Raw genomic sequence first — 13,246 nt, forward strand, 5'->3', positions numbered from 1 at the left:
ACAAAAAATCGACTTCATCCTCGCCGTCGGCGGAGGATCTGTAATTGATGGTGTGAAATTTATTTCGGCTGCCGTTAATTTTGAAGGAAACCCAATAGACATTTTACAAAAACGTTTGTTGATTAAGGAAAATGCAGTGCCTTTCGGAACCGTATTAACCTTGCCTGCTACAGGAAGCGAAATGAATTCTGGTGCGGTAGTGACGATTGAATCCACCAAAGAGAAATTAGCTTTTGGAGGTTCTGCTTTGTTTCCAAAATTCTCTATCTGCGACCCTACAGTAATCGAATCTTTACCGAAAAGACAGTTACAAAACGGAGTCGTTGACGCCTATACGCACGTCATGGAACAATACTTGACCTACCCTCACGAAGGATATTTACAAGACCGTATTGCCGAAGGAATTCTACAAACCTTAATTGAAGTTGGCCCAAAAGTGGTTGAAAACCCTAAAGATTATGCCTTGGCGTCTAACTTTATGTGGAGCTGCACCATGGCTTTGAACGGCTTAATTCAAAAAGGTGTTCCTAGCGATTGGGCAACTCACATGATTGGCCACGAACTAACCGCAATGTACGGAATAGACCATGCAAGAACACTGGCTGTTATTGCTCCAAGTTTATACAAAGTCATGTTTGAAACTAAGAAAGGAAAATTGGCGCAATACGGAAAACGCATCTTCAACTTAGAGGGCACGGAAGACGAAATGGCCAACGAAGCCATTAACAAAACGGTCGAATTTTTCCATAAAATGGGAATGGACACTAAACTTTCTGACTATACCAAAGAATATGACGCTACGGCAGATTTCATTGTGAATCGTTTTGATGAGAGAGGATGGAAAGGTTTAGGCGAAAAACAAAATATCACATTAGACAAAGTAAAAGCTATCGTGGAAATGAGTTATTAAATTTAAAATGCCGGAATTCTTTCCGTTTAAATAAAAAGGCGTTCTCGAATTTAATTCAGGACGCCTTTTCATAACACCAAAACAAAACTAACTAATTCAATTCTATTTTTTTATTAAAAACTTAATTTATAGTAGGTTAAAACGTTAATAAAATATATTTATTGTATGGTATTATAATAAAAAACGTTTTAATTGCTTTGTTCCTCTTTCTGTCCCCTTATGACTTAAGCATCTTCAATTATTTTTTTGTTTAATTAATCCATTTTTAAGTACTTTTGGTTAAATTTAATGAAAAAATGACCGAAAATATAAAATTTGCAGTGATTGGCGGCGGAAGTTGGGCAACGGCAATTACAAAAATGTTGTGTGTGAATCTTTCTGAAGTTTCATGGTATATGCGTAATGAATCTGCCATTGAACATCTTAAAACTTACAAGCACAACCCTAATTATCTTAGTTCAGTAGAGTTTGACACAAAAAAACTTAAACTGACCAGTGACATTAATGAAGCTGTCGCTTACGCTGATTACATCATATTTGCCATCCCTTCCGCATTTTTAAATGGCGAACTAGAAAAACTAACCGTTTCGCTACAAGACAAGGTTATTTTCTCTGCCATCAAAGGGATAGTTCCCGAAACGAGCATGATTGTGGGAGAACATTTTCACTTCAAATACGACATCCCTTACTATAATATCGGTGTCATCACCGGTCCATGTCATGCAGAAGAAGTGGCCTTGGAGCGCCTGTCCTATCTAACCATAGCCTGCGGAGACGCGGAAAAGGCAAAAATAGTCGCCAAAAATCTATCCGGAAATTACATTAAAACCAAGATTACCGACGATATCATTGGAACGGAATATGCGGCCATGTTAAAAAACATCTACGCTATCGCTGCCGGTATCGCTCATGGATTGGGTTACGGTGATAATTTTCAATCCGTTTTGATGAGCAACGGCATCCGCGAGATGAAAAAATTCATCAAGAAAGTCCACAAAATGAAACGAAACATCAACGATTCGGCTTATTTGGGCGATCTATTGGTGACTGGATATTCCGTCTTTTCAAGAAACAGGATGTTCGGAAACATGATTGGAAAGGGATATACGGTAAAAAGCGCTATGCTGGAAATGAGCATGGTTTCTGAAGGCTATTATGCCACAAAAAGTGCCTTTAAACTCAATCAGGGATATGGCGCCAAAACACCTATTATTGATGCTGTCTATCAGATTTTATACGAAGGAAAGGATGCCAAAAGCATTTTTAAAGAATTAACGGACAAACTAGATTAAATGCCTTCGCTAAGTTAAAAGCTATAAAATAATCAAAAATAAAAACAAAGGCGCTATCCAATCAGGATAGCGCCTTTGTTTTTTGCTATATATTTTAAATAAAACTCACCTCACAATGATACCTTCAACGAATAAAATGGGAACCTCTTCAGTCGATTCTTCATTAACTGATTGTGCTTTAAAAATAAATTTCTTGTCGTACAGTTTATTGTCCATGAAAAAGGTAACCATAAACTCGTTGTTAAGCGCCAAAACGCTTTTCTCCATCATTTCAATCTTCACAACTGAAACAGGAGGCACTTCTACAAAAGCATGACGCAATAGAGAGGTTTTTTTCATTTCACCTTCTATGGTCCCAAAAGCCTTTGAAACGACCATAACGCTTTCGATGAGAAAGTCACTATCATTTACTAAATAGGCGTACCACACTTTCTCCATGAAATCGTCGCTCCATTCTTGAACGGCGGCTACAAATACGTTTTCCACTTCTGGGATGATGATGTCTTTTTTCATAACTTAGTCTTAAAGTTGAAAGTTTTAATGTCTTCAAGTTAAAAGTCTGATTACATATAAATTTGCATCTCTTTCGACTTTGGACTTTAATACCTTTGACTAATTTAAATACTCGCCTTAAATTGCTCCAAGAAACGAACGTCATTTTCATAGAACATTCGGATATCACCGATCTGATAGTTCAGCATCGCGATTCTCTCGATTCCCATTCCGAACGCAAAACCAGTATATTCTTCTGAATCAATACCGCAGTTTTTAAGCACATTAGGGTCTACCATACCGCAACCACCAATTTCCAACCATCCAGTTCCCTTTGTAATTCTGTAATCGGTTTCGGTTTTCAGTCCCCAGTAAATATCAATTTCCGCACTTGGTTCCGTAAAAGGAAAATAAGAGGGACGCAAACGGATTTTTGATTTCCCGAACATTTCCTTTGTGAAATGCAACAAGGTTTGCTTTAAATCAGCAAACGAAACGTCTTTATCGATGTACAATCCTTCCACTTGATGGAAAATACAGTGTGAACGAGACGAAACGGCCTCATTACGAAAAACCCTTCCCGGAGAAATGGTACGAATGGGCGGTTTGTTATTTTCCATATAACGTACCTGCACAGATGATGTGTGTGTACGCAACAAAATATCAGGATCTGTCTGGATGAAAAAAGTGTCTTGCATGTCACGCGCAGGATGGTATTCCGGCAAGTTTAATGCTGTGAAATTATGCCAATCATCTTCGATTTCGGGTCCTTCGGAAACGTTAAACCCAATGTTTGAAAAGATGTCAATGATTTGGTTTTTCACCAAGGATATAGGATGACGGGAGCCTATAGTAACGGGCTCGCCAGATCTTGTTAAATCACCATAAAAACCCTTGCTTTCTTCTTTGTTTTCCAAAGCTTCCTGTATAGATTTTACTTTTTCTTCCGCTGAAGTTTTCAACAAGTTAATTACTTGTCCAAATTCCTTTTTCTGTTCGTTGGGAACATTTTTGAATTCGGCAAAAAACTCTTTTAACAACCCTTTACTTCCAAGAAATTTAATTCGGAAAGCTTCTAATTCTGCTGGGTTTTGTGTTGAGAAAGCTTGTGCTTCACCAATATATTCTTTTATCTTATCTATCATTTTAATGCAATAATTGAGAGTGCAAATTTACAAAATTTGTTTCAGGTTTAAGTTTAAAGTTCAAAGTTTGCGATCTAAAATCTAAAATCCTTAATCTATAACTTCTCGTTCCAAAAAATAACTAACAATTGCCTCTTTCATCAAAACGGATTGCTCTCCCGCTTTTAGGGGCGGCAACTCTTCTTTGACCCTGTAATGGGGCCAACCGTCTTCATCAAAAAATTCGAATTCATAGAAACCGTAAGGTTCCAATAATCTGCAAATGGCGATATGCATCAGGTTTAATTTCTCGTCTTTTTTATATTCTCTGTGAACTTTTCCAAGTTCTTGCACTCCGATTAAATAAATGATGGCATCCAAATCCAAATCCTCACCTTGTGAAAATTGATCTGAAAGTATGGTCACTAGCTTTTCCCAGCGGTCTTTAAGTTGTGTGTCTCTTGACATTATTTTAATTATGAATTAATAATTATGAATTGTGGGCTCATAATCGCTAAAATTATTTCGACAAAGATAACAACTTGAAAATTGACAATGGATGTTTGATTATTCTTTTATATTTGTTGATTCACTTTGCTAAAGTCACTTATTATGGGTTTTTTGGATATTATTTTAGGTTCTTTACTTATTTACGCCTTGTACAAAGGGATGAAAAACGGCCTTTTTTTAGAGCTGGCCTCCTTGATATCTTTAATTTTGGGAATCTACATCGCCATAAAATTCTCGTATGTAGTTCGAAAATCCCTTGCAGGCTACGTATCTTGGTCGCCAAAATACGTAGAGGTAATCGCATTTGGACTGACATTTATAGCTGTTGTTTTGGCTGTACATCTATTGGCGAAAATTTTTACCGGGATTATGGACTTCGCTTTTTTAGGGTGGATCAACAAACTGGCAGGAGGCTTCTTTAGTGCCATAAAGACCATATTGCTCCTGAGTATCGTATTCAATCTTTTTCAGAAAATCAATGTAAACAATATGATCGCCAAAGAAGAAACACTCAACAACTCCATATTTTACAACCCCATACAAGAAACATCAAAATACATTTATCCTTCACTGGAAACCTGGTACAACGATTTCAAGAACGAAAAAGATGAGCACGTCGTTTAAAACGACTTTTTTGAAGCTAGTAATTCGGGAATCTAAATCACTTCACTTCTTTGATGGCGGTCTTATCAATCCAACCTTCGGTGCCGTCAGTTAACTGGATTTTTTTCCAGTTTTGCAGCGTTTCCTTCACATAAACTTTTGTCCCTTCGTGCAGTGTCACAACATTAGACGCCAATTTTTGGGGTTCTGCTTTTACCTCAACCATTTCGGCAAAGACTACCGCCGGTATTTCATTTTTATAGTGGCTTTTTTCGAAAATTGCTGCTGCAACGCTGATCAGCAGCAAAACAAACATGACAAACATTCCGAAGAAGAATATCCTTTTGGACAGGGTTAATTCAGAAAAATAATACCCAATAAACGACAATAGAAACAACACCGAAAAGGAAACCGAAATCCAGCCCCAGGTATTATAATGAAAGATACCCGTGAAATCCCGAAGTAATTTTCCGAAACCCACTTTAGGGATCACTTTTACTTCATCGATGGTGCGCTTTTGCGCGAATCGCAAATTGGTTTGCGCTTCTTTATCATTTGGACTAAGCACTAAGGCCTTTTCATAATTATAAATAGCTGGCGCCACCTTATTGAGCTTGTAATAGCAGTTACCAAGATTAAAATACAATTCCGCTGATTGTTTGTTGGCTTTCAAAACATTTTCGTAGGCCTCAACCGCTTCCTTGTATTTGCCTTTTTGGTACAAATCGTTCCCCGATTCAAAACCATTTTGGGCAAAGAAAACTTGGGTGGCCAGTAGTAGTATATAAAAAATATTTTTCATTTTATTTCAATTGTCAATTGTATGACTGATTATCAATTGTTATATCTGTTTTTCAAGTTCGGAAATTATGGCAACCGCCTTATCGTAATCCTTCTGGATTGTTGCACTTGAGGCAGGAGCATATCTAGCAATTTCACAATTTTCGGTAAGGGCAATAAAATCATTCACTCCCGCTGGACTGGCATTTTTGCCCAATAATAGTTCCTTTATGTTGTCCTTGCTCATTTCAGAAGTCTCTATATGCAACTTGGCTTTCAAGAAATTATGCATGGCTTTTTCCAAGGCAACATAAAAAGGCTCCTTATTGTTGATTTGTTTCTTGGCTTCCGACAGGTATTTCTTGGCTAATTTGTTATTCCTTCTGATCCTGTTTCCTACCACATCCCCATCGATAGCTTCTTTTTTCTTTTTGAACAATACAATAAGAGGCAACATCAAAAAAGGTAAAAATATTAATCCATAAAACAATTGAGAACCAAAGAAATCGTTTTGGTCTTTCGAGATAAGATTCGTTTTGAGTTTTATGAACTTGAATTGTTCCTGGCCATAAATTTTATTCTTTCCATTTTCAGAATTGGAAGAGATTGAATTGTCGTTGGCTGACGGTCCATCAAGCACATTGACCATTACCTCGGCAGAAGTTATCGTTTTATAGGTTCTTGACCTCAGGTCGAAATAGGAAAATCGCATCGGTTTTATGGGATAGTTCCCTTTGTATTGAGGCACAATAGTATAACTGTCAGACACTTTTCCGGACATTCCCGCCAAGGAAGTGTTGACTTGTTCATTGTGAACGGGATCGTACATTTCCAATGCATTAGGAACGACCGGCTTGGGCAAATTGAACAATTTCATGTTTCCCTTACCGCTTACACTTACGATCAAATCAAGACTTTCTCCATTTTTCAAGTCCGTTTTTGTGGGTGTAACTTTAAAATCAAAATTACCCACGGCTCCCGAGAAATCTTCCGGTTTGCCTTTTTCAGGAAGTGCTCTTACCAATATAGTTTTCGCACCCGCAGACACCCTTTTACTGCCTTCGGTCAGCACCATTCTGCCAAAAACATCCCTTCGGTTGCTGGGCAATTGCACGTCAATATCCATCGACAATGGCTCAATACTAAGCTTGCCCGATTTTTGGGGATACAACACCACCTTTTTTAATACAACATAACGGAAATTCTGCCCCTTAAACATCCCCTCTTCGGCAACAAGTTGCTTTATTTCGATGTTTTGGCTCCAAAAATCATTGTATTTGGGCTTGTCCAATTCTCTGAAATTGGAAATTCCCACATTGGTAAAATACAATTTATAAACTATCGTAATGGGTTCATTTACATAAGGGTTCATTTTAGAAATATCGGCCACCAGATATATATTGTTGTCCGCTGAAACACTGCTGTCATTTGGGTCCTTTGGTTGTTCGACCGCCGCCGTAACATTGATTTTTATCGGAGATGTCTTGTACACCTGACCATTGTATTCAATTGTGGCTTGTTTGATCACCAAGGCTCCTTTTTGACTCGGCAAAAGATAATATGAGTAGATTTTTTCGAAGGAACTTCTTCCATTTACCCATGATTGGCTTACTTGCTGGCTGGGCCCTGCAATCACCCTAAATCCATCAAAAGAAGGTTCGTTAAAGTTGTCGCCATCAATATTCATGGCAAAATCAATACGAAGTCTTTCGTTTAATCCAAGCGTTGTTTTGCTGACTTTGGCCTCAAATTGCACTTGAGCCATAAGTCCCTGAAAACTGATCAGTATTAAATATATATATCTTTTCATTTTTTTCCTCTCCCCAACCCTCTCCAAAGGAGAGGGAGTCAAAACGGAGTATATTACGTTGTTATTATAATTTGTATACCCGCCATCTGTACAGCGCCTAATTATTACTTTCTTAAAATTAATTTACCAATCTTTCTCTGTTTTCGTAGGCTTTCCTTTTATTTTCGAAGCGTTCACTTTGTCTTGAACTTTCTTTTCTTCGTTACTGACCGCGTCCAAAAGATTTTCTAATCGTTGTTTAGAAATCCCGCCAGGAGCTGGCTTTGGTTTTTCTTCATCCTTAGATTTGTCGTCCTTATTTTTTCCGTCTTTATCCTTTTTGTCTTTTTTATCCTTATCCTTGTCGCCCTTGTCGTCTTTTTTATCCTTGTCTTGGTCTTTCTTATCCTTGTTGTCTTTATCCTTTTTATCTTGATCTTTTTTGTCCTTGTTCTTATCGTCTTTGGGAGGGTTTTCCTTCAGCATTTTTTTCGCCAAGGCATAATTGTATCTCGTTTCATCGTCCGAAGGTTTGTTGCGCAGCGCGTTTTTATATGCCTCCACGGCCTCGGTGTAATTTTTTTCCTTCATAAAAACATTGCCCAAATTATGATAGGCTTTGTGTTTTTGGGGTCTCGTTTTGGCGTTTTTAATTGACTTTGCATATGCAAATTTTGCTTCCGAAGCCTGATTTTGCTTATATATGGCATTCCCCAAATTGTAGGAAGCAATGGTCCTGCTTGGGAATTTTGAGTTCGAAATCCTGTAATTCGCCTCAGCATCAACAAATTTGCTGTCTGCGTATTCCTCATTCGCTTTAGGCAAACTTCTATCCCTCACCTGCGCAAATACCGCTCCCAGTCCCCAAAGCAGAAACAAGAAAGACGTAAATATGTATTTTTTATTGTTTTTCATTTTAATTTAATTCTGTTAATTCTAGAAGGTTTAATCCTTCAAAGAATATGAATTTACTTTTCTTCATTAAATAAATTCAACTTCCTAACCCAGTTAGTTTTTCTTTCCAATAAGAAAAAATCCAAAAACAGCAAGCCAAAGGCTATTCCAAGAAACCATTGAAATTGAGACTGAAAATCGGCCATTTGCGTGGATTCAAATTCTGTTTTTTGAATTTTATCCAAAGTTGTCTTTATGTATTCCAGCACTTCCTTAGTGTTATTTCCGTTCACATATCCCCCTTTTGTAGCCTTCGCAATGGCATCCAAACTGGCACGGTTTAATTTAGTCACCACAACTTGGTCATTGTTGTCTCTTTGATAGCTTTCTACGATTCCGTTCCTTTTCAAAGGAATAGTACCACCTTTTTCGGTTCCAATGCCCACTGTAATGATTCTCATCCCCTGCTTATTGGCTTCTTCCGCCGCCGCTTGGGCACCTTCAGAGTGGTCTTCACCGTCCGAAATCAAAATCAACAACTTGCTCGTTTTGCTTTTATCGTCAAAATAGGTCGCCGATAATTTGATGGCTTCATCGAGAGAGGTTCCTTGCGAGGAAACCATTCCGGGATTCATGCTTTGCAAAAACATTTTAGCTACGCTGTAATCGGTGGTTATGGGCAAGACCGGAAACGCACTTCCCGCGTAAGCTACGATACCTATCCTGTCGTTTCCTAATTGGTTTATGATCTGCGAAACAATCTGTTTGCTTTTTTCCAATCGGCTCGGAGCCACATCTTCGGCAAGCATACTTTTAGAAATATCCATCGCAAAAACGATATCGATTCCCTCCCGTTTCACAGTTTCCATTTTGGTCCCTATTTTGGGATTCACCAACCCAACTATCAATCCAGCCAACGCCAAAAGGATAATTACCAGTTTGAAAGTGGGTTTAAAAGTAGATTTCTCCGGACTTAATTTCTTTATAGCGTCTGAATCCCCAAATTCACGCTGTTTTTTTCGTTTCCAATACAAATTGTATAGAAATAACAACACCAATAACGGAAGAATGAATAGCAGGTATAAATATTTTTTTTCGTCTAATTCCATATTTTTTTTAAACACAAAGGGCGCTAAGTTCTAAAACATAGCACACCAAATTATTTTAAATCATAGAGTGCCATTTATGACTCTCTTTACTCCATTCTTTAACAAACTAAATGAAGCTTTTGTAAACAGTATTTCTTAAACCAATTTCTGCCAAAAGCAAAAATCCTGCAAGCCAAACAAAAGGCCTGTATTTCTCGTCGTAATCATAGAACTTCAGTTCTTCGATTTCGGTAGTTTCCAATTTGTTGATTTCACCATAAATTTCGGCCAATTTGCTGTTGCTCGTAGCACGGAAATACCTTCCTTCCGTTTTTTTGGCGATGCTTTTCATTAGTCTCTCATCAATTTCCACTTTCATCATTTGAAACAAAAACTGACCGTTTGGAGCTACTGCATAAGGGAATTCAGCCATACCGTTCGTTCCTATTCCTATAGTGTATACTTTTATTCCATATTGTTTGGCAATGTCTGCTGCCGTCTCCGGCTCAATAAAACCGGCATTATTAACCCCGTCCGTCAAAAGAATAATCACTTTACTTTTGGCCTTGCTGTCTTTCAACCTGTTTACTGCCGTGGCCAATCCCATCCCAATTCCTGTTCCGTCTTGCAAAACATTGTCGTATTTTATGCTCTTGATCGCCTCGAGAACGACCGCTTTGTCGCTGGTTACCGGCGTTTTTGTATAGGCTTCGGAGGCATACACCACAAGTCCAATCCTATCGTTAGGTCTTTCGTCCACAAAATCGGCTGCCACTCTTTTCAGGGCTTCCATCCGGTTCGGTTTCAAGTCTTTGGCCAACATACTTCCGGAAACGTCAACAGCCATGACAATATCGATTCCCTTGGTCGTTTTAGTTCTATTGCTTATATCGACCGTTCTTGGTCTCGCCATGGCTACAATTAAGGAGCTTAACGCCAATAATCGCAATACGCTCAAAAAAGGTTTCAGCCTTGCCAGCAAAGAGGTCGATCCCTTGAATCCTTGAATTGAACTGATTTTTAAAGTCACCGATTGATCATTTCTTTTCAAAACCTGCCAGATAATGGCAATTGGAATCAAAAGGAACAACCAGAAAAAATCAGGATTTAGAAAAGTTATTTTCGTCATTATTTACTTACTTGTATTAATTCGACCGAGCTCAACACCCTGTCTGCTATTTCGTTTGCATAGGAATCGCCATCTTCGTGGATAATCATAATTTGTTGCAATCCCCCTTCTTGGCCGAATAAAATTATTTCGTAATATAATTTTTCGCTTCCTACCGATTTGTCATTTACTCTCAAAAAGGTACCGTATCCTTTTATCCCGGTTATGCCCTCTTTCGTTTCGAAATCTTCTTGTTTCACGATCATGTTTTGCGCTCCCTGCGATTCTAATGTCTGCAAGGTAACTTCTAATGACTTTTTCAAATCAACTGCTGTTGAGTCTTGTTTGTATTTATAAGTGGAAACCATCAAGTAAAAATCATCAGTAACACCGCCAAGGGCAAAAGAATTCATTTCTTTGATGAGCGCCAATCCGTTTTTGGGCAATGACTTTGTCAAATCTATCCTTTTCAGCACTTCTGGAGTTTCTATATTAACCCCTGGATTTCCGTAGGTGCTTTTTATCCATTCCCCTTCCAGTAATTCTTTACTTTGGTTTCCGACTATCGTATCCTTCACGTAGCGAAAACCTTTAGTCGCAACGAAGTAACTTGTTATGGCTAACAGCAAGAAAATAACTGAAGCGGCCGTAATCAGAATTCTTCTTTTTCTCTTTTTACGTAATTGGATTTGAATCTGTTTTTGCTTTTGTGCTTCATTCAGTATCGCGTCTTCTTCGATTTCCAGCTCAACAGGAATAGAACTGTCTAGTGTTATAATTGCTTTTTGAATTTTATTTTTGTCTTCTTCTATTTCGTAATCCAACGGTTTTGACTTGGCAAATTTCACTAAATCGGCCTGTTTCAAAACCCTTTCCAGGTTTTGTATCGTTTCCTGTGAAACCGTCATTTTTTTCCTGACGGAAGCGGCTCTAAGTCCCAATATCAGCTCCGAAGTAGTGCTTTCCATAGCGGGAATTTCTATCGCTTCCTCGATGTAATTTCGCGCAATATCAGTTAATTCGCTATAATACTCTTTAACCTCCCCTTTTTGCCAAAGCTCTTTCTTTTCTAAGCTGTTAAGCAGACTAGTAGCTTTTTCAATAGGAGTCTTGTAAACCTCTTCCTCAATTTTTTTCTTTTGTTGTTTTTTCACAAACCAATACACCAGCGCGCCAATACCTAGAATTAAAGCCAGTACCAATAGGTATTTCCACCAGTCGCCCAACGAACTCTTTACTGGCGTAATTCCTTTAATGTCATACATTTTTTGTTTTAAAGTATCGACTTGGACATTAGCGACTTCCACCAAAAGAGAATCCGTCATGTACGGCTTGCTGTTGATGAAAATCTTTATACTCGGAATGGAATATTTCCCTGAATCAAATTGGGTCAATCCGTATTTCTTGATTAGCTCATAGCGGTCGTCATTTTTTACCGTATCAATAGGGTAAGAACGGATCACTTCGAGAGCGCCAATATTTTTAAGATTAGGAAAAACAACTTTAGACAAAGTATCCACCGAAGTTTTTATCGTTAGTTTAAACTCGGCACCAATTTTATTTTTTGTTGTATCTATGCTCGTTTCCAGCCTTTTTTGCTGAGCAAAAATAGCAGTGGAAAGAAGCAGTATTAGTAGGTATACTTTGTTTTTCATTTTTTACTTTTGCAAATTTTTGATTTCAGATCAACGATTTTTGATTTCAGATCTATCTAAAATCTCTATCTCGATTTGAAATACCCTAACAATTTGGTCACATAACTTTCATCAACTCTGGTATTAACAATGCCCGAACCCGACTTGCTGAAGGTTTCCTTAAAATAATTCACCTTATCCCTATAATATTTTTCGTAATTGAGTCGGATCGTTTTCGAACTGGTATCAATCAATTGCGTTTGACCCGTTTCGGCATCAAGCATCGAAACCATGCCGATATTGGGCATCTTTTCTTCCCGAATATCAAATACTCGAATACCGGTGATGTCATGCTTCTTGGAGGCTATTTTCAGGGTTTGTTCATAATCTTCGGACATGAAATCAGAAATCATGAACACGATGGCTTTCTTCTTTTGAGTGCTCGATAAGAACTTCAATGCCTGGGAAATGTCCGTTTTTTGGCTTTGCGGCTGAAATTCTATCAATTCCCGTATGATGCGCAGTACATGCGATCTTCCTTTTTTGGGCGGAATGTAAAGTTCGATTTGGTCTGAAAATAAAATCAACCCAATTTTATCGTTGTTTTGCGTTGCAGAGAAAGCCATTGTCGCGGCAATTTCAGTAACAATGTCTTTTTTGAATTCTTTTTTGGAACCAAAACTCTCAGAGCCAGAAATATCAACCATCAACATCATCGTCAATTCCCGTTCTTCTTCAAAAACTTTGACATGTGCTTCGTTATATCGCGCTGTCACGTTCCAGTCAATAGCACGAATGTCATCTCCATATTGATATTGGCGCACCTCGCTGAAGGTCATTCCACGCCCTTTGAATGAGGTATGGTATTCCCCCGAAAAGATATGATCGCTCAATCTTCGGGTTTTTATTTCTATTTTGCGTACTTTCTTTAAAAGCTCTTTTGTATCCATTTTGATTTGTTTAAAGTTTAAAAGTTTAATGTTCCAATGTTGTCATCTGACAACTTGAAACTTTAAACATTA

13 protein-coding genes are annotated in these 13,246 nt (G+C 38.1%); 3 read left to right on the forward strand and 10 right to left on the reverse strand.

Annotated elements, in window-relative coordinates; all coding sequences use genetic code 11:
* Both VIH09_RS03940 and VIH09_RS03945 read left to right on the forward strand, forming a co-directional pair.
* On the forward strand, positions 1-910 hold a 910-nt coding region (locus VIH09_RS03940), incomplete at its 5' end, for an iron-containing alcohol dehydrogenase (protein WP_331578096.1).
* A 296-nt stretch (positions 911-1,206) separates the two neighbouring features.
* Positions 1,207-2,202, forward strand: a complete 996-nt coding sequence (locus VIH09_RS03945) for an NAD(P)H-dependent glycerol-3-phosphate dehydrogenase (protein ID WP_331578098.1) — start codon at positions 1,207-1,209, stop codon at positions 2,200-2,202.
* 105 nt (positions 2,203-2,307) lie between these two features.
* On the opposite strand, the gene VIH09_RS03950 is transcribed toward VIH09_RS03945, so the two are convergent.
* From VIH09_RS03950 to VIH09_RS03960, 3 genes are all read right to left on the reverse strand, one after another.
* Positions 2,308-2,715 (reverse strand): hypothetical protein, encoded by a 408-nt coding sequence (locus tag VIH09_RS03950; RefSeq protein ID WP_331578100.1) that lies wholly within the window; start codon positions 2,713-2,715, stop codon positions 2,308-2,310.
* Positions 2,716-2,819: 104 nt separating this feature from the next.
* Positions 2,820-3,839 (reverse strand): phenylalanine--tRNA ligase subunit alpha, encoded by a 1,020-nt coding sequence (pheS, locus tag VIH09_RS03955; protein WP_331578102.1) that lies wholly within the window; start codon positions 3,837-3,839, stop codon positions 2,820-2,822.
* Between the two features lie 90 nt (positions 3,840-3,929).
* Complete coding sequence (locus tag VIH09_RS03960; protein WP_331578104.1) at positions 3,930-4,286, reverse strand: hypothetical protein; 357 nt, start codon at positions 4,284-4,286, stop codon at positions 3,930-3,932.
* A gap of 144 nt (positions 4,287-4,430) precedes the next feature.
* Here VIH09_RS03960 and VIH09_RS03965 point away from each other — a divergent pair, with 144 nt between their 5' ends.
* The gene (locus VIH09_RS03965) at positions 4,431-4,952 is read left to right on the forward strand and encodes a CvpA family protein (RefSeq protein ID WP_331578106.1); all 522 of its coding nucleotides are present in this window, start codon (positions 4,431-4,433) and stop codon (positions 4,950-4,952) included.
* Positions 4,953-4,989: 37 nt separating this feature from the next.
* On the opposite strand, the gene VIH09_RS03970 is transcribed toward VIH09_RS03965, so the two are convergent.
* The 7 genes from VIH09_RS03970 to VIH09_RS04000 all read right to left on the reverse strand — a co-directional run bounded on the left by VIH09_RS03970 (position 4,990) and on the right by VIH09_RS04000 (position 13,174).
* On the reverse strand, positions 4,990-5,733 hold the full coding sequence (locus VIH09_RS03970) for a tetratricopeptide repeat protein (protein ID WP_331578108.1): 744 nt from the start codon (positions 5,731-5,733) through the stop codon (positions 4,990-4,992).
* Positions 5,734-5,772: 39 nt separating this feature from the next.
* Complete coding sequence (locus tag VIH09_RS03975) at positions 5,773-7,521, reverse strand: BatD family protein (RefSeq protein WP_331578110.1); 1,749 nt, start codon at positions 7,519-7,521, stop codon at positions 5,773-5,775.
* 123 nt (positions 7,522-7,644) lie between these two features.
* Positions 7,645-8,415 (reverse strand): tetratricopeptide repeat protein, encoded by a 771-nt coding sequence (locus tag VIH09_RS03980; RefSeq protein WP_331578112.1) that lies wholly within the window; start codon positions 8,413-8,415, stop codon positions 7,645-7,647.
* A gap of 53 nt (positions 8,416-8,468) precedes the next feature.
* Complete coding sequence (locus VIH09_RS03985) at positions 8,469-9,503, reverse strand: VWA domain-containing protein (RefSeq protein ID WP_331578114.1); 1,035 nt, start codon at positions 9,501-9,503, stop codon at positions 8,469-8,471.
* Between the two features lie 106 nt (positions 9,504-9,609).
* Entirely contained in the window at positions 9,610-10,611 is a 1,002-nt protein-coding gene (locus VIH09_RS03990) for a VWA domain-containing protein (RefSeq protein ID WP_331578116.1), read from the reverse strand.
* A complete protein-coding gene (locus VIH09_RS03995; RefSeq protein ID WP_331578118.1) occupies positions 10,611-12,245 on the reverse strand; it encodes a hypothetical protein in 1,635 nt (544 codons plus the stop codon). The genes VIH09_RS03990 and VIH09_RS03995 overlap by 1 nt, the downstream gene beginning before the upstream one ends.
* Before the next feature lie 65 nt (positions 12,246-12,310).
* The gene (locus VIH09_RS04000) at positions 12,311-13,174 is read right to left on the reverse strand and encodes a DUF58 domain-containing protein (protein WP_331578120.1); all 864 of its coding nucleotides are present in this window, start codon (positions 13,172-13,174) and stop codon (positions 12,311-12,313) included.
* Positions 13,175-13,246: the final 72 nt, after the last annotated feature.

The organism is Flavobacterium sp., assembly GCF_036515215.1.
In the GTDB taxonomy this organism is placed as follows: domain Bacteria; phylum Bacteroidota; class Bacteroidia; order Flavobacteriales; family Flavobacteriaceae; genus Flavobacterium.